Below are 25,161 nucleotides of genomic sequence, written 5' to 3'. Positions count from 1 at the left end.
GATAATCGCGGCCAGCACCTCGCGGTCACCTCGTCGACGATGGCCTCCACCCTGCGGGCGAACCGGCGCCGGCGGCACCACCCGCTGGAACAACGCCCACAGGTCTTCCGGCGCCATACGCTCGACAAGCGCAGCAGTCATCACCCCAGACTGCCGCAAGATCACGCCAACTGAAATGGCGTCTTAGCCCCGCCATGGGGCTGCGCGCGATGAGCGTGACCCTGACCAACTGCGGCATGGACAGCTACCGCCTGAAGGGGTACCCGAAGATGCGGGTCCTCGACGAGCACCGTGAACCCCTCGACGTACAGGTCCTCGAAGGCACCGAGCCCATCATGGTGAGGGACGACGACCCCGGCCCGCGCCACTCGGTCACGCTCAAGCGGGGCGAGGCGGCCTACACCGTGGTCGTCTGGCGCAACACCGTCACCGACACGACGACGACCGCCGTCAGCGGGACCTATCTGAAGGTCACCCCGGCCCCGGGCACCCGACCCGGGACCGTGACCCCGGAGGGCCGGATGGACCTCGGCAACACCGGACGCATCGGCACGACCGCCTGGCAGCGCAGCCAGGCGGACGAGACGAACCGGACCAGGACTACGGCACCCGCGCCGTCCACTTCGGCGAGCTGAACTTCGTCCGGGCGAGCTCGCGCGCCCGGTCCATCTCCTCGTCCGTGGCCTTGCCCGCGGTCAGGCCGTACCGCGTGCGGAAGGAGTCGAGCATCCGCTCGATCACTGCCTCGCGGGGCAGGCCCGTCTGGCGGCGCAGCGGGTCCACGCGCTTCTTCGCGCTTTTCGTGCCCTTGTCCGAGAGCTTCTCGCGGCCGATGCGGAGCACCTCGACCATCTTCTCCGCGTCGATGTCGTACGACATGGTCACGTGGTGCAGGACGGCGCCGTGCCCGCCGGCGACCCGCTTCTGGGCGGCGCCCGCGACCTTGCCGGCGTCGGTGGCGATGTCGTTGAGCGGTTGGTACCACGCCTTGATGCCCATGTCGCCGAGGGCGTCGAGCACCCAGTCGTCCAGGTAGGCGTAGCTGTCGGCGAAGGACAGGCCCTGTACCAGGGAGTCGGGGACCGAGAGCGAGTACGTGATGGCGTTGCCCGGCTCGCAGAACATGGCGCCGCCGCCACTGATCCGGCGTACCACCTCGATGCCGTGCCGTTCGGCGCCCGCCAGGTCCACTTCGTTGCTCAGCGACTGGAAGCTGCCGATGACGACCGCCGGGGTCGCCCACTCCCACACGCGCAGCGTCGGCGGGCGGCGCCCTGCGGCGACCTCCTCGGTGAGCACCTCGTCCAGGGCCATGAGCAGGGCGGGGGACTGCGGAGCCTCGTGGATCAGCTGCCAGTCGTAGTCGGTCCAGTCCGTGGCGTGCGCGAGGGCCCGGCGCACGGCGACGCCCACTCCCTCCGACGTGAGCCCGTACAGGATGGTGTTCTCGGGAAGGGCCGCGTCGATGCGGGCGGCAAGGCCCGCGGCGTCGGTGTCGGCGGGGGCGCCCTCCAGGGCGTGACTCAGGGCGTCGAACGCCTCGTCAGGTTCCAGGAAGAAGTCCCCCGCCACCCGCACGTGCCGCAGCACGCCGTCCTCGACCTCCAGGTCCACGACGACGAGCTTGCCGCCGGGGACCTTGTACTCACCGTGCACGCTGTTTCCCTCCGGGCCCGGGTCCATCGCGAACCAGGCCTGACTCCCTTGCGAACGCCGGCCGAATCGCGAACACCGCGGGCCTGCGATTTCATATCAGGACAACTCGACCCACTAGGGATAGATTCCCGCACAGGGTGGTCAGTCGTCCCTCGGCGCCGGCCCTGACGGGAGCTGACGGGGAGCCCATGAGCCACGCAGAGACGAGTGACCAGGCCACGGCCGGCGCGTCACCTGCCGTCAAGCTGACCCTCATGACGCTGACGACGATGGTCGTCGGCTCGATGGTCGGCGCGGGTGTCTTCTCGCTGCCACGGCGGTTCGCCCAGGAGACCGGAGTCGCGGGCGCGCTGATCGCCTGGGCCATCGCCGGTACGGGCATGCTGATGCTCGCGTTCGTCTTCCAGGCCCTCGCCGTCCGCAGACCGGACCTGGACGCCGGTGTCTACGCCTATGCGAAGGCCGGGTTCGGCGAGTACCTCGGCTTCTTCTCCGCCTTCGGCTACTGGGCCAGCGCGTGCGTCGGCAACGTCACCTACTGGGTGCTCATCATGTCGACCGTCGGCGCCATCTGGCCGGCCCTCGGCGAAGGCGACACCGTGCTCGCCGTGGTGCTCTCCTCGTTCGGCCTATGGGCGTTCTTCCTGCTGATCCGCCGCGGGGTCAAGGAGGCGGCGGCCATCAACAGGGTCGTCACCGTCGCCAAGATCGTGCCCATCCTCGTCTTCGTGATCCTGGCGCTCTTCTTCTTCGAGCCGTCCGTGTTCGCGGACAACTTCGGCGGCGCCGACTACGCGGGATCGCTGTTCAACCAGGTGCGCGGCACCATGCTGGCCACCGTCTTCGTCTTCCTCGGGGTCGAGGGCGCGAGCGTCTACTCCCGGCACGCCAAGCGCCGCGAGGACGTCGGCCGGGCCACGATCCTGGGCTTCCTCAGCGTCTTCGCCGTCTTCGCCTCCGTCACCATCGTGTCGTACGGGATCATGCCGATGGCGGAGATCGCCGAGCTGCGCCAGCCCTCCATGGCGGGCGTCCTGGAGGAGGCCGTCGGCACCTGGGGCAAGGTCTTCGTCAGCGTCGGACTCATCATCTCCGTGCTCGGCGCCTACCTCGCCTGGACGCTGATGGCCGCGGAAGTGCTCTTCGTCGCCGCGAAGGACGACGACATGCCCCGCTTCCTGCGCAAGGCCACCTCCGAGGACGTGCCGGTACCCGCGCTCCTGATGACCACCGCGCTGAGTCAGGTGGTCCTGGTCGTCACGATGTTCTCCGATGACGCGTTCAACTTCGCGCTCGACCTGACCAGCGCGCTGAGCCTGATCCCGTTCCTGCTCGCGGCCGGTTTCGCCGTCAGGATCGGCCTCGGGTACGGCCGTGCGGACGTCGCCGGGCACAGCACCCGCAAGGAGCTGGTGATCGCGGTGATCGCCACGCTCTACACGGCGTTCCTGCTGTACGCCGCCGGGCTCAAGTTCGTCCTGGTCTCCTTCATCCTTTACGCCCCGGCGACGCTCCTGTTCGTCAAGGCCCGGCGGGAACAGAACCGGCGCCTGTTCTCCCCCCGCGAGGCCGTCATCTGCGCCGTCTCGATCGCGGGCGCCGTCGTGGGCGTGATCGCCCTCGCGGCGGGCTGGATCGAACTCTGACCGACCGCCGCCCCCTGTTGCCACCGACCGAAAGGCGCACCGTGACCAGCCACGACAATCCCGCCGCACCGACGTTCGGTGTCCACTCCGAGGTCGGCAGGCTGCGCAAGGTCCTGGTCTGCGCGCCCGGTCTCGCGCACCGCAGGCTGACCCCCACCAACGCCGACGACCTGCTCTTCGACGACGTCATGTGGGTGGAGAACGCCCAGCGCGACCACGCCGACTTCGTCATCAAGCTGCAGCAGCGCGGCGTCGAGGTCGTCGAACTGCACGACCTGCTCGCCCAGACCGTGGCGATCCCCGAGGCCAGGGCCTGGCTCCTCGACCGCAAGATCACCGCGAACGAGGTCGGCCTCGGCCTCATCGACGACACCCGCGCCTTCCTGGAGACGCTGCAGCCCCGGCAGCTCGCCGAGTACCTCATCGGCGGCCTGGCCACCGCCGACCTGCCGGACGAGTTCCGCTCCGGATATACAGCCCTCGTACGTGAATCCACCGGCGTACGCGAATACCTGATGCCGCCGCTGCCGAACACCCTCTACACCCGCGACACCACGTGCTGGCTGTACGGAGGTGTCACGCTCAACCCGCTGTACTGGCCGGCCCGGCACGACGAGACGCTCCTGATGAAGGCCGTCTACCGCTTCCACCCCGACTTCACCGGCGCCACGGTGTGGTGGGGCGACCCCGAACTCGACTGGGGACAGGCGACGTTCGAGGGCGGCGACATCATGCCCGTCGGCAACGGCGTCGTCCTGATGGGCATGAGCGAGCGGACCTCGCGCCAGGCCATCACGCAGGTCGCATCCGCGCTGTTCGAGAACGGCGCGGCCGAGCAGGTCATCGTCGCCGGCATGCCCAAGCTGCGGTCCGCGATGCACCTCGACACCGTCTTCACCTTCGCCGACCGCGACATCGTCACGCTCTACCCGAAGATCATGGACGCCGTGCACTCCTTCACGCTGCGCCCCGGCGACAAGGCGGCGGGCGTCGAGATCACGGACGAGGGCTCGCGGACGTTCGTCGACGTGGTCGCCAAGTCGCTCGGCCTGCCCGAGCTGCGCGTCATCGAGACGGGCGGGGACGTCTACGCCTCCGAGCGGCAGCAGTGGGACAGCGGCAACAACGCCGTCGCCCTGGAGCCGGGCGTCGTCTTCACCTACGACCGCAACACCCAGACCAACACGCTGCTGCGCAAGGCGGGGATCGAGGTCATCACCATCGTCGGCGCCGAACTAGGGCGCGGCCGCGGCGGCGGGCACTGCATGACGTGCCCGCTCGTCCGCGACGCGGTGGACTTCTGAACCGGCCGCCGACCGGGCTCAGTACCGCTGGGCCTTGACGAGCTTCGCGGAGAGTTTCGGCTCCGGGGGCTCGTGGCTGATGGCGTACCGCTGGGCCCGCTTGCCCGGTTCGAGGTTCTCCGTGCCGACGTAGCGGGTCTCCGCGACCTTGCCCGAGGAGTCGACGAAGTCGACCCGCACGGCGAAGTCGGCCGTCTTGTCGGTCCTGTTGGTGAAGGTCACCACGGAGGCGAGCACCCCGCCGGTCTCGGAGCGGGGCTTGCCCGTCATGGAGACGTCGGACGTCGCGTTGCCCCGTCCGTCGACGCCCTTCAGGGCGTCCTCGGCGGCCTGGTTGGCCCGTTCCGTGTCCGCCGACACGGACGCCTCGAACTCGTCGGCGCGCTCCGAGGCGGAGGCCTCCGCCTCGGAGGCCGAGGCGCGGGCGGACTCGGCGGCCTCCGATGCCTGTGACTTCAGCGGCGACGCGGTCTTCTCCGAGAACGACGACGCGTCGGGTTCGGTCGGCCGTTCGCTGACCGTCCTGCTGCCCTCGGCGGACGGGGCGTCGCTGTCGGTGCTGCACGAGACGAGCGCGGCGGCGGCCGTCACCGTGGCGGCCAGCGTGAGGGCGGCGGACACCACGGGCCCGCGGTGCGCGGGGCGGGTGGTGAGGCGCGTGGGGCGCCGCTTCCCGCGGGGCGGCAGGGGGTTCATCGGCTGCGGTCCTTTCCCTGAGGGCTGTGCTGGGTGTTGTGGGGCTGACGTCAGTACCGCAGGGCGCAGGCGATCCGGCCGCGGCCGGTGAGCGTGCCCTCGGGTACGAAGCGGACCTGCGCGCCGGTGTCCAGGGCCCGCTCGACGATGTCGTCGACCACGTCGTCCACCGCGTCGAAGTCGTCACCGTCGGCCGGCACGAGGTGCCCTCCGTCGTCGCGCACGGTCGCCTGGTAGGTGTCCTCCACGGCGAGGAGGCGGACCCGGTCCGTCGTCACGTTCTGCCAGACCTCGTCGAGACCCGCCGCGTACTGACGACGGCCTTGCGCCGCGTCCAACTCATGCACCACAGAGTCGAACTCGGCCCGCTCCCGGGTGGCGAGGAAGGGGCGCGCCGCCTGCCACACCGCGTCCGCGGGGCCGTGCGCGAGGCCGCCGTGGGGCACCCGCGTGGCCTCCTTGACGACCGTGCCGACGTCGTCGATGAGGGAGAGCGCGGGAGCCTCCCCGGCCACGAACAGGGGGCGCGGATGGGCGTGGAGCACGGCGGCCGCGGCATGGTCGGCCGCGCGCAGGAATTTTCGGGTGTGCTCGTCGCTGAAGGTGCTCGGAAGGTCGCCGATCCGCTCCTTGCGCTCGGCGTCGGGGTCGTCGAGGCTCCGGGTGAGCGGGAAGCCGTCCGCCGTGTGCTCGACGACCCGCTCCGGGGTGCCGCTCCACAGCGAGACGCGGTCGGCCGAGACGGCGAGGACCCAGTACGGACGCTCGGCGGCCTGCGCCGCCACGACGTTACGCGTCAGGAAGGTGTCCGAGAGCACCACGCGCGACGGCACCGTCCTGGCCAGCGACCACACCTGGTGCTCGCCGGGGGCCGCGAAGACGGCGAGCCCGTCCTCGGCGTGCACCAGGTCGATCTCGGCCACCGCCCGGTCCAGCTGCGCGGCCACCTCGGTCCGCTGCTCCCTGGCCACGGCCGGGTCGGACTTCAGGCGCTCCTTGGCCTCGGCGACCAGATTGCGCAGCCGCACGGGGTCCTGGGCGTTGTCCGGCTCCTTGCGGTGGGTCGGCAGCAGGACCGTGACGGCGGGGTAGGGGCGCGGCCGGCGCAGCCCGGCCAGTGTGGCCGGGTTGAGGGAGGGGTGCATGGAGTGACCCTTTCGGGGCGGGGCGGCGGATGAGGAGCCTCCAAGGAGGGTTTACGCCATGAAATGCACCATATGTCGGTTCGCTGGCCGTGGCATGTCCCCCGGGGAGCCGCTGCGGCCAGCGCGAAGGCCCTCGCGTACGTCTTCGGCCTCCTGCCGCGGCGAACCGAGGGGAATCGCCCCACCGAGAGTGGGAGGGCCGGGGCGGGGGACGGGCCCAGGGGCCAGGTCACACGGGATTCATCTCGAATCCATGCCCCCTTTCCCTGGGCCGTACGGATTGTCAGTCCGGCGTGCTCTCATGGATGCATGATCGAAGCGATCGAAGACTTTCTTGTACGTGGCGTCCCCGATGTCGAAGAAGCCCTCCGCAAGGCCGCGGCGGCCGAGGTCATGCCGCGATTCCGGCAGCTCGCCGAGGGCGAGGTCGTCCAGAAGAGCGGCCCGCACGACCTCGTGACGGTGGCCGACCGGCTCGCCGAGGAGCAGCTGACGGAAGCACTCACCACGCTGCTCCCCGGCTCCGTGGTCGTGGGCGAAGAAGCGGTGCACGCGGACCCCGCGCTGTACGAGGCGATACGCACCGACGCACCGGTGTGGATCGTCGACCCCGTGGACGGCACGAGGCAGTTCGTGCACGGCAACCCCGGATTCTGCATGCTGATCGCCCTGGCGTGGCGCGGCGAGGTGATCGCCTCCTGGACGTACGCCCCGGCGCTCGACGAGATGGCGGTCGCCCTGCGCGGCAAGGGCGCCTGGCTCGACGGAGAGCGGCTCGTGGCCGGTTCACCCGGCGAGGTGCTCGAGGTGGCGACCTCGCACCCGGACTTCACCACGCCCGAGCAGAAGCAGGCACTGCTCGGCCTGCGCGTGGCGGGCGTCGCACCGCGGCCCTGCGGCTCGGCCGGGCTCGAGTATCTGGCCATCGCCAGGGGAGAGCTGGACGCGGTCGCCTTCTCCTGGGAGCTCGCCTGGGATCACGCGGCGGGTCTGCTGCTCGTGGCCGAGGCCGGCGGCAGCAATCGGACCCTCTCGGGTGAGCCCTTCCGCATAGAGGGCGGCAACACGCTGCCGTTCACGGCAGGGCGGGACGCCGCCACGGTTGACCGGGTGGTGGAGTTGCTGTCGGACGCAGCCTGATCTGCGGGGCCGAGCGCCGCGTGAAGTCGAACCGCACGGTGGTGACCTCGAACTCCGTGACGGTCCCGACGTGCGGCCAGTCCTCGGGACCGAGGGGGAGATGCCCCAGATCCACGAAGCCGGTGATCGGCAGCCCCAGGTCCACGAAGAGCCCGGTCCGCCCCGGGCCCCACGGCAGCTCGCTGACCGTGCCGGTCAGGCGGGCGCCCCGGGGAAGCGGACCCGCCGTTTCCTGCGCCGTCGTGTTCCTGCTGTGCCGGGCCCGCTGCCAGGCGGACTCGAACTCCGCCTCGGACACCGGCTCCCCTGCGGTGACGGGACCGTTCGCAGGCGCGCCGTATCTCACCTCGTACAGCTGCGCTCCCAGCGAGCCGAACTCGGCGCGCGTCCAGGCCAGTTCGTCGCGCGAGGCCGCCACGGAAGCCGGTCCTGCCGGGCCGGGGAAGGACGCCTGACGTACGACGATCCCGCCATGCCCTGTCTCGAACCACTCCTCGGAGTTCGCGTCAGCGCGGCGGAACCAATACGTCACCCGTCAGAGGCTACCCGCGCCCGCGGCGCTGTCGGTGGTCCGGCCTATCCTGGGCGGCAGAGGCCATCGGCTGACAAAGGAGTCCGAAGGTGCCGTCGATGCTTGATGCCGTCATCGTGGGGGCGGGACCGAACGGTCTGACCGCTGCCGTCGAGCTGGCCCGCCGCGGCTTCTCGGTGGCCGTGTTCGAGGCCAAGGGCACCGTCGGCGGTGGTGCGCGGACCGAGGAGCTGACGCTTCCCGGGTTCCGGCACGACCCCTGTTCCGCCGCGCACCCGCTGGGCATCAACTCGCCGGTGTTCCGCACCATGCCCCTGGACCGGTACGGCCTGGAGTGGCTCCAGCCGCAGCTGCCGATGGCGCACCCCTTCACGGACGGCAGCGCGGCCGTGCTGGCCCGCTCCGTCGCCGAGACCGCCGCCTCGTTCGGGCCGCGCGACGCGGGGGCGTACAGACGACTCGTCGAGCCCTTCGTCAGCAAGTGGGACGACATCCTGCGGGACTTCATGGCGCTGCCCTCGACGGCCCTGCCCCGCGACCCCGTGACCCTCGCGCGCTTCGGCCTCGCGGGCCTGCCGCCCTCCACCTGGCTGATGCGGCGCTTCCGCGACGACCGGGCCCGCGCCCTGTTCTCCGGGCTCGTCGCCCATGTCATGGCGCCGCTCGGCGGGATCGCCACGGGCGCCGTCGGCATGGTCTTCGCGCTGTCCGCGCACGCCCGCGGCTGGCCGGTCGCGCGGGGCGGCTCGCAGTCGATCTCGGACGCGCTCACCGCGTATCTGAAGGACCTCGGCGGCACGGTCCACACGGACTACGAGGTCAAGCGGCTCGACGACCTGCCGCCGGCCCGCGCGTACGTCTTCGACACCTCGCCCACCGCGCTGGCCCGCATCGCGGGCCTGGGACGCAGCTATGAGGGCTACCGCTACGGCGCGGGCGTCTTCAAGATCGATTACGCCCTCGACGGCCCCGTCCCGTGGACGGCGAAGGAGGCCCGGTCGGCGGGCACCGTGCAGATCGGCGGCAGCAGCGCCGAGATCGGCGCCGCGCTGAACGCCGCGGCGCGTGAGAACCGCGCGCCCGACCCGCCGTTCCTGATCACCGTGCAGCCCAGTCTCGTCGACCCGTCCCGTGCACCCGAGGGCAAGCAGGTCTTCTGGGCGTACGGCCACGTGCCGCACGGCTGGGACGGTGACCTCACCGACGCCATCGAGCGCCAACTGGAGCGTTTCGCCCCCGGATTCCGCGACCGCGTCCTGGCCCGCGCCACCGCGGGCCCGCCCGTGATCGCCGCCCGCAACGCCAACTACGTGGGCGGTGACATCGCCTGCGGCGCCGCCAGCGGCCTCCAACTGCTGCTGCGCCCCAAGCTCTCCCTCTTCCCGTACGGCACCGCGCACCCGGCCGTCTTCATCTGCTCGTCCGCGACGCCCCCGGGACCCGGCGTGCACGGCATGTCGGGGCACAACGCGGCGAAGGCGGTCTGGCGCAGGCTGCGCACGTCCTGACATGCGCCCCAGGGGTGGCCGCGGTACCGGCCCCTAGAGATCCGCCCACGGTCGATTAGGGGCGCGCGCCGTCCTGTTAGGGGCTGACGCGCTGATCGCCCGCTCATACGCTCGCGTTGTTGCCGTATACGGGGCTTTCGCTTGTGGTGTCGGGTTCCGCAGGGGACACAGAGCCGCGTCGGCTCGCGCTGTCCGGGCGGAGCAGGCCCGGGCCATCCCAACGAAAGGGCGATGACATGACCAGTCGGGTGGCGTTCCTCTTCCCCGGCCAGGGCTCGTACCTGCCGGGCGCCTTCGCCGGCATCGGCGCGGACGCCGACCGCATCTCGGCCCGGGTGGCCGAGATCGACGCCGTCACCGCGGAGTACCAACTCAAGCCGGTGCAGCCGCTGTTGTTCTCGCCGGACGCCCCGGCGCTGGGGAAGCTGCTCGAATCCGAGCCGGAGCGCCTCGACGTGGCGATCCTCGCGACCTCCCTCGCCCTGGCGACGCTCCTGGAGGACCGGTACGGCATCACGCCCGATCACGTCATCGGACACAGCCACGGCGAGGTCGCGGCGCTGGCCGCCGCCGGTGTCCTCACCCCGGCCGACGCCGTCAGGGCCGTCTGCGAACGCTACGCGGCGCTGCGCAAGGCGCCGCCGCCCGCGGGCGGCATGCTGGCCGTGAACACGGACCCCGCGGGCGCCGAGAAGCTGCTGGCCTCGGTGCACGCCGGCACGTCGGCCGTCTCGGCGCACAACTCCCCGCACCAGACGGTGATCAGCGGCCCCGACGCGGACCTGGTGAAGCTCCAGGAAGCGGCACGCGAGGCCCGCATCCGCACGTCCCGGCTGCACGTCCCCGGCCTCTTCCACGTCCCGCAACTCGCGGAAGCGGGCGCGCTCTACGCCACGGCGATGCGCGACATACCGATGTCCGCGCCCCGCGAGGGCTTCTTCCACTCCCAGAGCCTCGGCCGACACCTCACCGCCGACGACGACGTCATCGGTCTCCTGGTGGCCGACATGACCGAGCCGGTGCGGTTCGACGACGCGGTGCGCGCGCTGCACGCCGAGGGCGTCACCACGTTCGTGGAGTGCGGCGCGCTGGACGTCCTCACCCGCATCGTGTCCGGTTTCCTGCCCTCGGTGGTCACGGTCGCGCCGCTGCGCGAGGCCATGGTGACCGGTGACCTCTCCGCCAGGCTCGGCCCCCTCGCGCCCCCCGACGCCGCACCGTCCGTCGAGCAGCAGCCTTCCGCCCATGCATCGGACGAGTCCGGGGCTTCCGAGGCCGATCCGGAGATCCTGGAAGACGTACGCGCCCTGTGCGCCGAGATGCTGGAGTACCCGGCGGACGTGGTCACCGACGACGCCGACTTCCAGGCCGACCTCGGCGTCGACTCCCTGACGATGACCGAGCTCCTGGACCGCGTGCTCCAGCAGTACGGCCTGGGGGACAGGTTCCACGACGCCAACGCGGAGATCCACGCCACGGTCGCCGAGCTGGCCGCGTATGTCACCGGCCTGCGGCGCGAACAGCAGCGGTGAGTCGGTGATGACCTCCACCGGTCCGTATGAGGAAGGCGCGTACGGCGAAGGTGCGTACGGCGACGGCGCGTACGGCGAAGCGGTCGCCGTCGTGGGGATGGGCATCGCGGTGCCTGGCGCCTGCGACCCGGACGAGTTCTGGAAGCTGCTGTGCGGCGACCGGCCCGTGTTCGAGGAGCCCGCGGACCGCTACCGCCTCGACGACTTCTGGTCCGCGGATTCCGCGGCCGAGGACCGCGGTTACGTACGCACCTCGGGATTCCTGCACGACTTCCGGCCGCACCCCAGGCTCGCGGCGGAGATCGCGAGCGGCGCCTTCGCGGCCGCCGGGCAGAACCCGCTCTGGCTGCGGCACTGCCTGCTCCAGGCAGGCGACACGGTCACCGCACGTGACACCGACCGCTACGCCTACTACGTCGGCGGCAGCACCGTCGTCGGACAGCGCACCGACGAAGCGGTCCTGACCGCATCCGTCGCCCGGCACACCGCCGGGCACCTGCACCCCGACGACTCCGCACGCCGCGCCGAGGCCGAGGAGCGGCTGTGCGGGCTGCTGGGACGCCACTACGGCCACGGGAGCGGACGGCCGAGCGACACGCTGCCCGACCGGGTCGCGCGGGCCGCGGCGGCCGGACTGCTGCCCGACGACTGCGAGTTCGCCGTGGTCGACACCGCGTGCTCCTCCGCCCTGTACGCGATCGGCCAGGGCATCACGAGCCTGCTGGCCGGGGACAGCGACATCGCCTACTGCGGCGGGGTCTCGGCGGTGACGCCGCGCTACAACGTCGGCTTCGCCAAACTGCGCGGCCTGAGCCGCACCGGGGACGTCCGCGTGTTCGATCAGGCGGCGGACGGCACCCTCTTCACCGACGGCGCGGGCATCGTCGCGCTCAAGCGCCTGGACCGTGCCCGTGCGGACGGCGACCCGGTGCTCGGCGTCCTCCTCGGCTTCGGCGGTTCTTCGGACGGCCGGGGCACGGCGATCTACGCCCCCAATCCGGCCGGTCAGCGCCGCTGCCTCGACCGCGCCCGGCGGACCGCGGGCGTGACGTCGGACGCGGTGGACTGGGTGGTGGCGCATGGGACGGGCACGGCCGTCGGCGACGCGGTGGAGGTGCGCACGCTCGCCGAGGTCACCGGCCCGGACGGCGTCTGGTGCCGCTCCAACAAGTCCCTGCTCGGCCACACCGGTTGGAGCGCCGGAGTGATCTCGGTCATCGAGCTCCTGACGGCGCTGCGCCACGGAGCGATCCCCGCACAGCGCCGCTACACCGAGCGCGCGGCGCAGCCGGCGGGCGCATCCGCGGAGCCGGCCGACGACCGTGTGCGCATACCCGTCACCGATATCCCCTGGCCCGAAGGGGGCGCCCGCCCCCGAGTCGCGGGTGTCTCCTCCTTCGGCTTCGGCGGCACGAACGCCCACCTGCTGGTCGCCGACCGCGCTCCCGCGCCACGGCCCCGCCCCGCCCCGGACCCCGAAGCCGACCCGGTGGTGCTCCTTGCCTGGAGCGCGCACCTGCCCGGGGACCCCGGCCCCGCGGAAGTGGAGCAACTGGTGCGTGAGGGCCGCCTTCCGGGGCCGCGCACGTTCGGCGCCGCGTATCCGGCGCCGCCGCTGCAAGACGTACGCCTCCCGCCGCCCACCGTGCGTGCCACCGACCCGAGCCAGCTCATGGCCCTGCGCGCGGCGGCCCTGTTCGTCGCCGAACACGGCGAGTTGTGGGCCCCGATGCGCGCCACCTCCGGCGTCGTCGCGGCCACCACGGGACCGTCGCCGTCCGCGATGGACCACCTCGTGCGCTGCTACGCCACCGAGGTGGACCGGGTCCTCGAAGGTTCCGACCGCACGGCGTTCGCCGACTGCCTCGCCGAGATCAGGTCCAGGACCCAGGCGACCACGAAGGACACACTGCCGGGGATCATGCCCAACGTCATCGCGGCCCGTATCGCCAACCGCCATGACCTGGGCGGCTCCACCATGCTGGTGGACACCGGCGCCACCAGCGGGCTCACCGCCGTGCACACCGCGCTCCGGCAGCTGTCCCACGGCGTTCTCGACATGGCGCTCGTCCTCGGCGTCAGCCCCACCGGACGCCCCGAGTTCGCCCGCTTCATGGGCCTCGACCCGCAGCGCGTCGCCGAAGGGGCCTTCCTGCTCGCCCTGAGCCGGGAATCCACCGCCCGCGCCCACGGACTCACCCCCCTCGCCCGCCTCACGTCCGCCTGGCCCGCCACGCCCCACGCGCCGGCCGACATCATCTGCGGCGCCACCCCGGGCGACACGGGCGCCACCTTCCTCGCCGCGGACGGCATCCTCGGCGTGCTCAGGGCGTTGCACACCGCCACAGCCGACGGAGCCGAAGCCGTCGTGGGGCCGGCGCCCGGCGAAGCAGGACCCGTCATCACCCTCGCCCGTACCGCCCACGGCGCGCCCCGCCCGGCGACCCGGAAGACAAGGACCAGTCGATGAGTCAACTCCGCGACGCCGCGGCCACGGACGACCCGCAGGCCATCGCCGCCTGCGAGGTCCCGGCCTCCTTCCGGGCCGCCGTCGTCCTCGCATCGGAGCAGAAGGAGATCGCCCGGACCCCTGCCGCGGACCGCGACCCGCGCAAGACGGTCCACGTGCAGGAGGTCGCCACCCCGGAGCTCGGGCACGGCGAGGTGCTCGTCGCCTCCATGGCCAGTTCGATCAACTACAACACCGTGTGGTCCGCGCTGTTCGAGCCCGTCCCCACCTTCCGTTTCCTGCGCACGCTCGGCCGCACCTCACCGGAGGCCGCGCGCCACGACCTGCCGTACCACATCCTCGGCTCCGACCTCTCCGGAGTCGTGCTGCGCACCGGGCCCGGCGTCCACGAGTGGAAGCCCGGCGACGAGGTCGTCGTGCACTGCCTCCAGCCGGACCTGCAGACTCCCGGCGGACACGACGACGCCCTGCTCGATCCCGGCCAGAAGGTCTGGGGGTACGAGACCAACTTCGGTGGCCTCGCGGAGGTCTCGCTGGTCAAGGCGAACCAGCTGATGCCCAAGCCCGCCCACCTCACCTGGGAGGAGGCCGCCTCGCTCGGGGTGGCGCTCTCGACCGCCTACCGCCAGCTGGTGTCCGACCACGGAGCGGGGATGAAGCAGGGTGAGCGCGTCCTGATCTGGGGCGCGGGCGGCGGTGTCGGCGCCTACGCGACACAGTTCGCCCTCAACGGCGGTGCCATCCCGATCTGCGTCGTGTCCTCGCAGGCCAAGGCCGATCTGTGCCGCGGGATGGGGGCGGAGCTGATCATCGACCGGTCCGCGGGCAACTACACCTTCTGGGATGAGCAGGACCGCGCACGCCTCGGCGAGTGGGGCCGTTTTCGCAGTGCCATCCGCAGCCTGGCGGGCGACGACCCGGACATCGTCATCGAGCACCCCGGCCGGGACACCTTCGGGGTCAGCGTCATGGTGGCCGCCCGCGGCGGAAAGGTGGTCACCTGCGCGTCGACCACCGGCTACCAGCACACCTACGACAACCGCCATCTGTGGATGCACGTCAAGCGCATCATCGGGTCGCACATGGCGAACTACAAGGAGGCCTGGTCCGCCAACGACCTCGTCGCGAGCGGCGCGATCCATCCGGTGCTCTCGCGGACCTACCCCCTCGAAGGAGCGGGCGACGCCACCTACGACGTGGCGGGAAACACCCACCACGGCAAGGTCGGCGTGCTCTGCCTCGCCGACCGTGAGGGCCGGGGAGTCCGCGACCCCGAGCTCCGCGCCCGCAAGCTCGACCGCATCAACCTGTTCCAGCACAACCCGGGGGCACAGCGGGCATGAGCGGGCCGGCAGATCATTCCGACCTCTGGGTGAGGTCGTATCAACAGGCCGGAACCAATACCGATACCAGGGCCGGAATCAATACCGGAAACAAGTTCGCAAAACAAGCGGAGAAACAGGCCGTACGACTCGTCTGTTTCCCGCACGCAGGCGGAAGCGCAAGCTATTTCCACCCCCTCTCCCGAGCCCTCGCTCCCACGATCCACGTGCTGGCGGTGCAGTATCCGGGACGGCAGGACCGCTATCGCGAACCCTGTGTCGACGACATCCCCCGGCTCGCCGACCGCATTTACGAGGCGCTGCTGCCGAGCCTGGACCGGCCGTTCGCCTTCTTCGGGCACAGCATGGGCGCGATCCTCGCCTTCGAGGTGGCGCGCCGCTGCGAGGCCGCCATGACGGCATGGCCCATGCGGCTCTTCGTGTCCGGCCGCCGGGCGCCGTCGCGGCACCGTGACGAGCGGGTCCACCTCGCCGACGACGCGGCCCTGGTCCAGGAGTTGCTCACCGTCGGCGGCACCGATCAGCGCCTGGCGGCGGACCCGGAGCTCCTCGCCACCGTGCTGCCCGCCGTACGCAGCGACTATCGCGCGGCCGAGACCTACGCCTTCACCCCCGGCCCGCCGCTGACCTGTCCGATCACCGCGCTCACCGGGGGGAGCGACCCCAAGGCGACCGTGGCGGAAGTGCGCGACTGGCGTGCCCACAGCGCGGGCGGCTTCACGCTGCGGGTCTTTCCCGGCGGACACTTCTTCATCGAGGAATGCCGCGACGACATTGTCGAAATCATCACCGACTCGCTGCACCCCACTTCCCGGTGACCGCCCTCTAGGTGGCCAGCGCCGGGCAATAGGGGCCGGTTAGGGGTTATGGGTCGACCGAAGTGCGCGTTAGCGTTTCCGCATATTCAGGGCGCCACCATTTCACGGTTGAAGTACCGCGGTCGATTGACGTAATCCCTTGCTTTCTTTCCTTGCCCGCATACCGGTCCGTGGTGGAGACCCGCACACGGGACGGGCGCGCCACGGCGCGCGGAAGGAGCAAGGCATGACGGAGACCACCAGGCGTCGGGCGCTCGCCCTCATCGGCACCACGGCGGCCGCGGGCCTGACGGCGGCGGCGTCGGCGGGCGCCGCCGAGGGGCCGGGCGGAGCCCGGAACTGGGTGACCACCTGGTCGACCGCGATGACACCGCCCAGCCTCGGCATGGGCACCAACTGGTCCAAGGAGGGCTTCGCCGACCACAGCGTCCGCCAGCTCGCCCGCACCAGCCTCGGCGGCCGGACGCTGCGCGTGCGGCTCTCCCACCACTTCGGCACGCGGCCCATGCGGCTGGCCGGCGCCACCGTGGCGCTCAGCGCGGGCGGCGCCGAGTTACGTCCCGGCACCGTGCGCCGGCTGACCTTCGACGGCGCTTCGTCGGTGACGGTGCAGCCCGGCGGCACGCTGGCGAGCGACGCGGTGCACCTGACGGTCGCGGCCCGCGAACGGGTCGCGGTCACCCTGTACTTCAAGGACGCCACCGGGCCCGTCACCTTCCACCCGTGGGCCGGGAGCACCTGCCACCGGGCGCGAGGAGACCACCGCGACGACACGGGTGCCGCCGCGTTCACCGAGACCACGGGGGCGATGTACTGCCTCGCGGCCGTCGATGTCGTCGCGCCCGCCCGGCAGTACACCGTGATGTGCTTCGGCGACTCGCTCACCGACGGATTCGGTTCGGCCATGGACCGCGACGAGCGCTACCCCGACGCCCTCGCCGAACTCCTCGCCGCCCAGGGCACCCCGCACGCCGTGGCCAACACCGGCATCAGCGGCAACAGGCTCCTCAACGACACCTTCTGCCTGGGCGAGAAGGCCACCAAGCGCTTCCGCCGCGACGCGCTGACCCAGCCCGGCGTACGCAAACTCGTCGTGCAGCTGGGCGGCAACGACATCACGGTCCACGCGAATCACCCCTGCCTCGGCGAGACCCCCGAGGTCACCCCGGACGAGGTGATCGCCGGACACCGTGAACTGCTGCGCCAGGCCGAGGAGTTCAAGCTGCCGGTCATCGGCGTCACGAAGCCGCCGTACGGTTCGTCGCCGTCGTACCAGGAGCACCACGACAAGATCCGCATGGCGGTCAACGCGTGGATGCTCCAGGAGCGCCGCTACGCCGCCGTGGTCGACTCCGACCGCGTCCTCGCCGACCCCACCGATCCGGTGCGCATGGACCCCCGCCTCGACAGCGGGGACGGAGTGCACCCCAACGGCGCCGGATACCGGGCCATGGCCGCCGCGGTGGCCCCCCACCTCCGGTGACGCGCCGGCCCCGGTAGGACCCAGACAGAATCAGAGAGGAGAGGCAACGTTGTTCATACGGGACAGTTCACAGGTCAGAGCCGTCGAGTGGGGCAACGGCACCAGCCGCCGTCTGCTCGTGGAGACGGACGGGATGGGCTTCACCGTGGCCGAGACCACGGTGCGTGCGGGCACCAAGTCCCGGCTGCAGTACCGCCGGCACCTGGAGGCGTGCTACTGCATCGGCGGCCACGGTGAGGTCACATCGGCGGACGGCGCCGTCACCTACCGGCTCGAGCCGGGGGTGCTCTACGTACTCGACCAGCACGACGCGCACTTCCTCGTGGCCGACGCCCACGAGGACCTGCATTTGATCAGCGTGTTCAACCCGCCGCTGCGCGGCGACGAGGCACACAGGCTGGACGAGTTCGGCTTCTCGCAGTACTGACCCGTCCGCCGCACCACGCCCGCCCGGTCCCGTTCGAGCTCGCGGAAGAGGATGCACCGTTGATTCAGTGGAATGAGGACCAGAGGGCGCTGCGCGACGCGGCGCTGGGGCTCGGGAAACCTCTGAGCGCCGGATATCTCGAACGGGACGCGGGCGGCGAGTTCCCCCGCGAACAGTGGCGGCTCCTGGCCGAGTCCGGTCTGCTCGGCCTGCCGGTCGACGGGGCCTGGGGCGGGCTCGGCCAGGATCTGACGACCACGATGCACGTCTTGGAGGGCCTGGGGGAGGGGTGCCGTGACACCGGGCTCAGCTTCTCCGCCTGCACCCACCTCATCAGCACCTGCCTGCCCGTCGACCGCTTCGGCTCCGACGCGCTCAAGGAACACGTCCTCACGGCCGCCGCCGCGGGCGAGCTGATCGGCGCCCACGCCATCTCCGAGCCGGAAGCGGGCTCCGACATGCTCGCCCTGCGCACCCGGGCCGAGCACGACGGCGACGACCTCGTCATCAACGGCCACAAGGCGTTCGTCACGAACGGCCCGGTCGCCGACCTGTACGTCGTCTATGTGAAGACCGATCCCGGCGCGGGAGCCTTCGGCATCACCGCAGTCGTCGTGGAACGCGACCGGCCCGGCCTCACCATCGGCCGGCCCATGCAGAAGATGGGGCTGCGCTCCTCGCCGCTCGGCGAGCTGTTCTTCGACGACTGCCGGGTGCCCGCGCGCAACGTCCTCGGCGACGTCGGCTCCGGCTTCGCCATCTTCGACCACGTGATGAAGTGGGAGGTGCTCTGCTCCTTCGCCGTCAACGTGGGCGAGATGCAGCACCGCCTGGAGCGCACGGTCGACTACGTCAGGAGCCGCCGGCAGTTCGGCCGTCACATCGGCTCCTACCAGTCCGTCGCCCATCGCGTGGTGGAGATGCGCATGGCCGTGGACACCGCCCGGCGCGCCCTGTACGACGCGGCCGTCAAGGTGCAGCGGGACGAGGACGCCACCGTGGACGTCGCGATCGCCAAGCTCCTCGCCAGCGAGGGCAATCTGTCCTCGGCCGTCAACGCCGTCCAGATCTTCGGCGGCTACGGCTACATGACCGAGTACGGCCTGGAGCACGACGTGCGCAGCGCCATGGCAGGCACCATCTACTCCGGCACCACCGACATCCAGCGCAACAGGATCGCCAGCATGATGGGCCTCGAGGAGCCGGCCCCGGACGGGAGTCGACCCCATGCCTGAGCCCCTCACGGTGACCCAACTGCGGGACCGGCACGACCAGATGATGTCCAAGCTGCCGCGGCCCGATGTGTCCGAGGTCCGTGACCTCACCGTCGCCGGGCGGCCCGCCCGCCTCTACCGGCCGCACGGCGCCCCCGAACCGCAGCCCGCCCTGATCTTCTTCCACGGCGGCGGCTGGGCGCTCGGCGGCATCGACTCGTACGACCCGGTCGTCCGCTCCCTGACCCGCGCCTGCGACGCCGCGTACATCTCGGTGGCCTACCGCCGCCCGCCCGAACACCCCCACCCGGCGGCCGTCGACGACGCCGTGGCCGCCGTCGAGTGGATCGCGCACCATGCCGCCGAACTCGGCCTGGACTCCGGCCGCATCGGCCTGGTGGGAGAGAGCGGCGGCGGGCAGATCGCCCTGGCCGCCGCCCTGCGCCTCGCCGCGTCCGGCGGCCCGGCGCTCGCCCTGCTGCTGCTCGCCTACCCGGCGGTGGACCTGCGCGCGGAGCCGCCGTCCGGCGCGCTGCCCGAGGACCTGCTCCGGATGATCGAGCTGTACGTCGGCGACTGCGACCGCACGTCCCCGGAGGTGTCGCCGCTGCTCGCCCCCGATCTGAGCGTGCTGCCGCCGACGGTGGTCGCCACGGGCGAATTCGACTTCCTGCGCGGTCAGACAAGGGAGTTCACGGCACGGCTGCGCTCGGCCGGCGTGCCCACCACGCTGGTCGACGGGGACGGACTCGACCACGGGTTCCTGGCCTGGGGCGGTCTGGCACGGCGTCCCGCGGAAGCCATCACCCTGCTCGGCGGCCATGTCCGCCGCGCCCTCGGGTGCCCGGCCGCGGCCGACACCGCGCCCTAGTCAGGGCGCGGGGGACGAGGACGGCGCGGGAGAGACGGGAAGGCCCGCCTCAAGATGGGCCAGGGCCTGGTCGAGGACGGCGGGGCCGTCCATCGACGGGTCCTTGGCCCAGTCGAGCCACACCATCAGGATCACCCCGCAGACCGCTCCGGTGAGGCTGCGCACCTCGGGGTCGTCGGGGGAGCGGTCCGTGTGCTCCGCCATCAGCGAGGCCAGTCTCGGTAGCGTCGACGTGATGTTCGACAGGTTCGCCGCCCACAGCTCCGGGACCGACAGGATGAGCATCTCGCGCTCCATCCGCTCCGCCAGCTCGTCCGACGACTGCCCGGAGAACATCTCCCGCAGGGCGAAGCGCAGCGCCCGGGTCGGACTCAGCTCCGCGGGCTGGGCGTGGAAGGCCCTGGTCAGCAGGGAGTAGTCGTCATCGAGCCGGATCAGGTCCTCTTTGGTCGTGAAGTACCGGAAGACCGTGCTCGGCGCGACCTCGGCGGCCTCCGCGATCTGCTCGACCGTCGTGACGCTGTACCCCCGCTCCCGGAACAGGCGCAGCGCCTCCCGCTGGATCGCCGTACGGGTCCTGGCCTTTTTTCGCTCGCGCAGGCCCGAGGGGCGAGGGGAGGGCGGACTGCCGGCGTCGGCTGCTGGCCGACGACCTCCTTTCGACAGCGAGGACATGCGTCACCTCCGGTGCGACTGCGGCGTGGTCCTGTCGGGGCGCGCGCCCCAGGTTTCCGTCATGATAGCCAGCCATCCCCGGCTTGCCCGCTGCCCGGGAAACAGGGCTTTTCCGGTGAACAGCCCTACGGGCGGGACCATTCGGGCACCGAGGCGGCGAGCGCCGCGATGGTGGGCCGGTCCAGGAGCGCCTCCACGATCTCCTGGGCGCTGCGGTGCAGCCCGAGCTCCTCGCGCAGCGGCCCCAGCATGCTCACCACATGCAGCGAGTCCCCGCCCAGATCGAAGAAGTTGTCCTCGACGCCGAAGTCCGTCCGTCCCAGGGCCTCGCTCCACAGCTCGAACAACCGCTGCTCGACGGCGTCACGCGGCGTCACCCGCGTCACCGCGGCGGCCTCCTGCCACGGCAGCGGCAGCGCGCTCCGGTCGACCTTGCCGTTGGAGCTCAGCGGGAGCTGGTCGATGAGCAGCAGGTGCCGCGGCACCATGTACTCCGGCAGCGACTCCTCCACCCCACGGCGCAGGACTTCCACGTCCAGGGCCGGTGTGGCGCCACCCGGGGCCGCTGCGATCAGTACGTGCATGTAGAGGTCGTCCGGTGCGCCGTCGGCCGGGAGCGGGGTGAAACCGTCGAAGCCGGCGGCCTCGACCTGGTCCCGCCACTGCGCCACCGAGAGCAGTGGCAGCCGCCGCTCGTCCGTGGCGCGTTCCTGGGCGAGGCCCTCGATCAGGCCGACGGTGATCAGCGCGGAAGGCATGTTGACGGTGCTCTCCAGGAGGACGAGCAGGCCGCCCGGCGAGAGCAGTGCCCGCAGCCGTGTCAGCGTCTGTCCGATGCTCTTGGCGTCGTGCAGCACGTTGGCGGCCAGGATCACGTCCGCGCAGCCGGGGGCGAAGCCCTGCTCGGCGGGGTCCGCGTCGATGTCGAACACGCGGTGCTCGAGGAAGGGGTGCGCGGGCTTGAACTGCTGCTCCGCGCGCGACGTGAAGTAGCTGGAGATGTCGGTGAAGCAGTAACGCACCCGGTCCGCGGGCAGCTCGGGCAGGACCCGCTCGGTGGTCCCGCCGGTGCCCGCGCCGACCTCCAGGATCCGCACCGGTTCGGCGCCCGGCCAGGCGTCCACGAACGTCCGCAGGGCCTGCGCCACGGTGCGGTTCTGCACCTGTGCCACGGGGTTGTCCGCGTACAGGGCTCGCGTCACGCGCCAGTCGCCGTCGGGCATCAGGAACTCCAGGGGGCTCACCTCGCCCCGCAGCATGGCCACTTGGTGCTCGGCGCACTGCGCGAAGTACTCGCGCAGCACACCGTGCGGCCCGGCCACGTCCATGCCGTCGAGGGTGCGGCGGATCTCCGCGTCCAGGGCGTCGGCGTCGAAGGGCCGCTCGCAGCGGTACGCCGTCTCGCCCTCGCCGCTGGCGCCGTCGGCCCGCAGCAGGCCGCGCGCCGTGAGCTCGCCCAGCTGGCGCTCGATCAACTCCCGGTAGACGGGCTTGATGCCGGAGGCCACGATGTCCTCGCAGCGGGCGCTTTCGCCGGCCGAGCGGAAGAACCCGAGCCGGGCAAGGGACCGTGCGATCACCAGAGGGCACAGGGCATCCGCCGCGGCATGGGTGCGCTCCTCTGTGCGCAACTCCTGTGCGCGTCCCGCCTTTTCGCGCTCCAGACGTTCCCCGGCCCGCTCGGTGACCTGCCGCAGCAGCTCGCCCTCGTCCGAAGCGCCGCCATCCTCGGCGCCGCCCGATTCGGGCACCACGTACCCCACGAGCTGGGCGCGGCCCGTGGTGGGATTGGTGCCGATGCCGACGACCGCCTCGGCCACGCCGTCCTGCCGGGCCAGGGTCGCCTCGATCTCACCCAGTTCGATGCGGTAGCCGTTCAGCTTGATCTGCGAGTCCTCGCGGCCGAGGAAGTCGATGTCGCCGCCGGGCAGGTACCGGCCCAAGTCGCCCGTGCGGTAGATGCGTTCGCCGGTCCGGGGGTGGGTGATGAACCGCTCGGCGGTCTTCTCCTCGTCGCCCCAGTAGCCCTTCGCGACGCCGATGCCGCCGATGTAGATCTCTCCGGTGGCCCACACCGGGCACGGTTCGAGCCGCTCGTCGTACACGTGCAGGGTCTGCCGGGCGAGCGGCTTGCCGTACGGGATGCGGGTCCAGTCGTCCGGCACCTCGCCGATGGGGTACGACACCGACCAGATCGACGCCTCGGTGGCGCCGCCCAGGCTGATCACCCGGGTGCGCGGGTGGTGCGCGCGGATGGTGTCGGGCAGGGCCACCGGGATCCAGTCGCCGCTCAGAAGGGCGAGCCGCAGCGTCGAACTCCCCTCGGGGAAGCACTCGTTGTCGTCCTTGAGGCTGTCGGTCCACGCCTGCATGAGGGCGGGCACCGAGTTCCAGACCGTCACGCCGTGGCGCCGCACCAGGTCCGTCCAGTGCGCCGGGTCGTGGGCGTCCTCCGGAGCGGGCAGGACCACGGCGGCGCCCGCGGCCAAGGTGCCGAAGACGTCGTACACGGACAGGTCGAAGCTGAGCGAGGACAGGGACAGGACGCGGTCGTCCGGGCCGACGCCGAACCGCTGGTTGATGTCCTGCACGGTGTTGGCCGCGCCCCGGTGGTCGATCACCACACCCTTGGGCTGCCCCGTGGACCCCGAGGTGAAGATGGTGTACGCGAGGTCGGTGGGCGCCGGGTCGACGGCGGGCGGGGTGATCGGAGCCGAACGCACCTCGCTGTCGGCGAAGGTCACCACCCGCACGCCGGCCGGCCAGTCGAGCCGCTCGCGCAACTCGGGCGTGGTCACCGCGAAGCGCACCGAACAGCGGTCGTACAGCTGGGCGCGGCGAGCGGCCGGCCACTGCGGGTCGAGCGGCAGATAGGCGGCGCCGGAGCGGGTGATGCCGATGGCCGCGGCGACCTGCTCGCGGCACTTGGGCATCACGACGGCGATCAACTCGTCCGTACGGGCGCCCAGATCGACCAGGCGGTGCGCGAGCCGGCGCTCCTGCCCCAGGAGTTCGCCGTAGGTGTAGCGGCCGTCGGCGGCGAGCACGGCGTCGGCGTCCGGCGTCCGCTCGGCCTGCTCCTCCACCAGGGAACACAAGGTGCGCTCGGGAATCGGCGCCTCGGTGTCGTTGGCGGCGAGCCGCTCGCGCTCCTGCCAGGCGGGAAGGGCGACGGCGGGGCCGGGGTCGTCCCACAGGTCCTCGTCGCTGCCGAGCCGGCCCACCAGATCCTCGTAGGCGGCGAACATGTCGTCGAGGAGACCCGCGGGGAACAGCTCATCCGCGGCGTCCCAGTTGAGGTGCAGCTCCCCGTGCTCCTCGGTGACCTGGTGGTCGAGCCACACCTGCGGGGTCTGGCTGACGCCGTTCACGATCTCGCCGAGGAACTTCAGGCCGCCGGTGAGACCGGCGTCCGACGACGCCCCCAGCATGCTGGTGAAGACGACGGGCATCGCCGCGCCCGGCATCCCGCCCTGCCGCCGCGCGCGTTCGCGCAGCACCTGGACCCCGCTGTACGAGAGGTGCTCGAGGTCCTGGATCAGCCGCCGGTGCAGCACACCGGCCCGGGCGGCGAAGGTGTCCCGCGGCTCCGAGTCGGTCGACAGGAGCGTCACCGAGGTGAAGTCCCCCACGAGGGCGTCGACCTGGGGATGCAGCGGAGGGCGGTTGAAGAGCGTGAGGTTCAGGGTGTGACCCGGCTCCTTGGACCAGCAGCGCAGCACGTCGGTGAACGCCGTCACCAGGGCCGCCGACGGCGTGACGCCCCGGCGCCGCGCGGCCTCCTTGATCGCCGCCCACCGCTCCTTGGGCACGACGGAGTGCCGGCGGCGGAACTCCACCGCCCCACGGCCGGGCCTGCTGGGCAGCATCGGCAGCTCGGGAGCCGGCGGCAGCGTGTCGAGACGCTCCGCCCAGTACCGCTCGGCGCGCGCGTACTCCGCCCCGTCACGGGCCTCCAGCTGCGCCATCACGCAGTCGCGGTAGGAGAGTTCGAGGGGTTCGGGGATCCAGCGCGGGTCCTCGTAGAAGCGGCGCCACTCCTGGAAGAGGAGGTCCATGCTGAAGCCGTCCATGATCAGCATGTCCAGGCTCAGATGGATCCGCAGCCGCCGGTCGTCCAGGCGGCTCGCGCGGATGTCGAACACCGGCCAGCGGTCCGCCGGGAGCACCTGGTGGCCCATCTCCTCGCGCACGCTCTCCAGATGCGCCTCCTGCTCGGCCTCGGACAGTCCGCGCAGGTCCGCGACACGGATCTCGTACGCCGGCACTTCGGGCAACACCCGCTGCAGGCCCGAGGGTTCGATGACCGCGCGCAGCATGTCGTGCCGGTCGATGACCTTGCGCAGGGCGCGGGCGAGACGGTCGACTTCCAGGTCTTCCGTCGCGGTCTCGAGGTAGGCGTGGGTGGCGATGCCGCCCATCTCGATCGCGGGGTTGCGGCCCACCCAGTACGCGTGCTGGATGTCGGTGAGCGGGAACGGCTCGTGCCGCTGCTCGGGCCGGGGCACGATCGCCGCGGCGGGTCCGCCGTGATCGGCGCGGCCCAGGAGCTCGATCAGCTCTTCACGCGCGGCGCGCAGCCTGTCGCGCAGGCCGTCCGTGAGGCTGCCCGCGGGGGCGAGCACGTCGAGCCGGCCGTCGGCCAGGCGGAGCCGTATGCCTCGGCGGTGCAGTTCGGAGAGCAGTTCATGCTCCATGGGT

Annotated in this window: 19 protein-coding genes and 1 pseudogene; 13 read left to right on the top strand and 7 right to left on the bottom strand. The window is 71.6% G+C overall.

Annotated features, from left to right (window positions below; translation table 11 throughout):
• Positions 1-141 (bottom strand): annotated as a pseudogene (locus tag ACWGIH_RS02180) (IS5/IS1182 family transposase); the annotation flags it as partial.
• A 29-nt stretch (positions 142-170) separates the two neighbouring features.
• Here ACWGIH_RS02180 and ACWGIH_RS02175 point away from each other — a divergent pair.
• The gene (locus ACWGIH_RS02175) at positions 171-635 is read left to right on the top strand and encodes a DUF4232 domain-containing protein (RefSeq protein ID WP_453450691.1); all 465 of its coding nucleotides are present in this window, start codon (positions 171-173) and stop codon (positions 633-635) included.
• On the opposite strand, the gene ACWGIH_RS02170 is transcribed toward ACWGIH_RS02175, so the two are convergent.
• Positions 601-1,656, bottom strand: a complete 1,056-nt coding sequence (locus ACWGIH_RS02170) for a lipoyl protein ligase domain-containing protein (RefSeq protein WP_453450671.1) — start codon at positions 1,654-1,656, stop codon at positions 601-603. The genes ACWGIH_RS02175 and ACWGIH_RS02170 overlap by 35 nt on opposite strands.
• Positions 1,657-1,844: 188 nt before the next feature.
• On the opposite strand from ACWGIH_RS02170, the gene ACWGIH_RS02165 reads away from it, so the two are divergent.
• Positions 1,845-3,302, top strand: a complete 1,458-nt coding sequence (locus tag ACWGIH_RS02165) for a basic amino acid/polyamine antiporter (RefSeq protein WP_453450672.1) — start codon at positions 1,845-1,847, stop codon at positions 3,300-3,302.
• A gap of 41 nt (positions 3,303-3,343) precedes the next feature.
• Positions 3,344-4,606: an arginine deiminase gene (locus ACWGIH_RS02160; protein WP_453450673.1), complete on the top strand. Its 1,263-nt coding sequence runs from the start codon at positions 3,344-3,346 to the stop codon at positions 4,604-4,606.
• Positions 4,607-4,624: 18 nt separating this feature from the next.
• Here ACWGIH_RS02160 and ACWGIH_RS02155 read toward each other — a convergent pair whose 3' ends face one another.
• Both ACWGIH_RS02155 and ACWGIH_RS02150 read right to left on the bottom strand, forming a co-directional pair.
• On the bottom strand, positions 4,625-5,302 hold the full coding sequence (locus ACWGIH_RS02155) for a hypothetical protein (protein WP_453450674.1): 678 nt from the start codon (positions 5,300-5,302) through the stop codon (positions 4,625-4,627).
• Between the two features lie 50 nt (positions 5,303-5,352).
• Entirely contained in the window at positions 5,353-6,447 is a 1,095-nt protein-coding gene (locus ACWGIH_RS02150) for a baeRF3 domain-containing protein (RefSeq protein WP_453450675.1), read from the bottom strand.
• Between the two features lie 309 nt (positions 6,448-6,756).
• On the opposite strand from ACWGIH_RS02150, the gene ACWGIH_RS02145 reads away from it, so the two are divergent.
• Positions 6,757-7,587: an inositol monophosphatase family protein gene (locus tag ACWGIH_RS02145; RefSeq protein ID WP_453450676.1), complete on the top strand. Its 831-nt coding sequence runs from the start codon at positions 6,757-6,759 to the stop codon at positions 7,585-7,587.
• On the opposite strand, the gene ACWGIH_RS02140 is transcribed toward ACWGIH_RS02145, so the two are convergent.
• Positions 7,523-8,119 carry a hypothetical protein gene (locus ACWGIH_RS02140; protein WP_453450677.1) on the bottom strand — a complete coding sequence of 199 codons (597 nt, stop codon included), beginning with the start codon at positions 8,117-8,119 and terminating at the stop codon, positions 7,523-7,525. The genes ACWGIH_RS02145 and ACWGIH_RS02140 overlap by 65 nt on opposite strands.
• A 98-nt stretch (positions 8,120-8,217) precedes the next feature.
• Here ACWGIH_RS02140 and ACWGIH_RS02135 point away from each other — a divergent pair, with 98 nt between their 5' ends.
• The 9 genes from ACWGIH_RS02135 to ACWGIH_RS02095 all read left to right on the top strand — a co-directional run bounded on the left by ACWGIH_RS02135 (position 8,218) and on the right by ACWGIH_RS02095 (position 19,785).
• Entirely contained in the window at positions 8,218-9,627 is a 1,410-nt protein-coding gene (locus tag ACWGIH_RS02135) for a phytoene desaturase family protein (RefSeq protein ID WP_453450678.1), read from the top strand.
• A gap of 236 nt (positions 9,628-9,863) precedes the next feature.
• Positions 9,864-11,159, top strand: coding sequence for an acyltransferase domain-containing protein (locus tag ACWGIH_RS02130; RefSeq protein ID WP_453450679.1), 1,296 nt, complete (start codon positions 9,864-9,866; stop codon positions 11,157-11,159).
• 7 nt (positions 11,160-11,166) lie between these two features.
• On the top strand, positions 11,167-13,629 hold the full coding sequence (locus tag ACWGIH_RS02125; RefSeq protein WP_453450680.1) for a beta-ketoacyl synthase N-terminal-like domain-containing protein: 2,463 nt from the start codon (positions 11,167-11,169) through the stop codon (positions 13,627-13,629).
• Complete coding sequence (ccrA, locus tag ACWGIH_RS02120; protein ID WP_453450681.1) at positions 13,626-14,972, top strand: crotonyl-CoA carboxylase/reductase; 1,347 nt, start codon at positions 13,626-13,628, stop codon at positions 14,970-14,972. The genes ACWGIH_RS02125 and ccrA overlap by 4 nt, the downstream gene beginning before the upstream one ends.
• Before the next feature lie 29 nt (positions 14,973-15,001).
• The gene (locus tag ACWGIH_RS02115; RefSeq protein WP_453450692.1) at positions 15,002-15,790 is read left to right on the top strand and encodes a thioesterase II family protein; all 789 of its coding nucleotides are present in this window, start codon (positions 15,002-15,004) and stop codon (positions 15,788-15,790) included.
• A 226-nt stretch (positions 15,791-16,016) separates the two neighbouring features.
• Complete coding sequence (locus ACWGIH_RS02110) at positions 16,017-17,273, top strand: GDSL-type esterase/lipase family protein (protein ID WP_453450682.1); 1,257 nt, start codon at positions 16,017-16,019, stop codon at positions 17,271-17,273.
• Positions 17,274-17,322: 49 nt separating this feature from the next.
• Positions 17,323-17,700: an ectoine synthase gene (locus ACWGIH_RS02105; RefSeq protein WP_451220941.1), complete on the top strand. Its 378-nt coding sequence runs from the start codon at positions 17,323-17,325 to the stop codon at positions 17,698-17,700.
• A 59-nt stretch (positions 17,701-17,759) separates the two neighbouring features.
• Complete coding sequence (locus ACWGIH_RS02100; protein ID WP_453450683.1) at positions 17,760-18,935, top strand: acyl-CoA dehydrogenase family protein; 1,176 nt, start codon at positions 17,760-17,762, stop codon at positions 18,933-18,935.
• Positions 18,928-19,785 (top strand): alpha/beta hydrolase, encoded by an 858-nt coding sequence (locus tag ACWGIH_RS02095; protein WP_453450684.1) that lies wholly within the window; start codon positions 18,928-18,930, stop codon positions 19,783-19,785. Before ACWGIH_RS02100 ends, ACWGIH_RS02095 begins: the two co-directional genes overlap by 8 nt.
• On the opposite strand, the gene ACWGIH_RS02090 is transcribed toward ACWGIH_RS02095, so the two are convergent.
• Together ACWGIH_RS02090 and ACWGIH_RS02085 are read right to left on the bottom strand one after the other, a co-directional pair.
• Positions 19,786-20,460: a TetR/AcrR family transcriptional regulator gene (locus tag ACWGIH_RS02090; protein ID WP_453450685.1), complete on the bottom strand. Its 675-nt coding sequence runs from the start codon at positions 20,458-20,460 to the stop codon at positions 19,786-19,788.
• A gap of 125 nt (positions 20,461-20,585) precedes the next feature.
• On the bottom strand, positions 20,586-25,157 hold the full coding sequence (locus ACWGIH_RS02085; RefSeq protein WP_453450686.1) for an amino acid adenylation domain-containing protein: 4,572 nt from the start codon (positions 25,155-25,157) through the stop codon (positions 20,586-20,588).
• Positions 25,158-25,161: the final 4 nt, after the last annotated feature.

The organism is Streptomyces sp. NPDC054872 (assembly GCF_053610705.1).
Note: the sequence above shows the minus strand (reverse complement) of the source record. Positions and strands in the feature narration are given on the sequence as shown.

Bases quoted from the DNA above. Each gene is read 5' to 3' on its own strand.
- ACWGIH_RS02165 (WP_453450672.1), top strand. From the start codon at position 1,845: ATGAGCCACGCAGAGACGAGTGACCAGGCCACGGCCGGCGCGTCACCT.
- ACWGIH_RS02155 (WP_453450674.1), bottom strand. From the start codon at position 5,302: ATGAACCCCCTGCCGCCCCGCGGGAAGCGGCGCCCCACGCGCCTCACC.
- ACWGIH_RS02150 (WP_453450675.1), bottom strand. From the start codon at position 6,447: ATGCACCCCTCCCTCAACCCGGCCACACTGGCCGGGCTGCGCCGGCCG.
- ACWGIH_RS02145 (WP_453450676.1), top strand. From the start codon at position 6,757: ATGATCGAAGCGATCGAAGACTTTCTTGTACGTGGCGTCCCCGATGTC.
- ACWGIH_RS02135 (WP_453450678.1), top strand. From the start codon at position 8,218: ATGCTTGATGCCGTCATCGTGGGGGCGGGACCGAACGGTCTGACCGCT.
- ACWGIH_RS02130 (WP_453450679.1), top strand. From the start codon at position 9,864: ATGACCAGTCGGGTGGCGTTCCTCTTCCCCGGCCAGGGCTCGTACCTG.
- ACWGIH_RS02125 (WP_453450680.1), top strand. From the start codon at position 11,167: ATGACCTCCACCGGTCCGTATGAGGAAGGCGCGTACGGCGAAGGTGCG.
- ccrA (WP_453450681.1), top strand. From the start codon at position 13,626: ATGAGTCAACTCCGCGACGCCGCGGCCACGGACGACCCGCAGGCCATC.
- ACWGIH_RS02110 (WP_453450682.1), top strand. From the start codon at position 16,017: ATGACGGAGACCACCAGGCGTCGGGCGCTCGCCCTCATCGGCACCACG.
- ACWGIH_RS02095 (WP_453450684.1), top strand. From the start codon at position 18,928: ATGCCTGAGCCCCTCACGGTGACCCAACTGCGGGACCGGCACGACCAG.
- ACWGIH_RS02090 (WP_453450685.1), bottom strand. From the start codon at position 20,460: ATGTCCTCGCTGTCGAAAGGAGGTCGTCGGCCAGCAGCCGACGCCGGC.
- ACWGIH_RS02085 (WP_453450686.1), bottom strand. From the start codon at position 25,157: ATGGAGCATGAACTGCTCTCCGAACTGCACCGCCGAGGCATACGGCTC.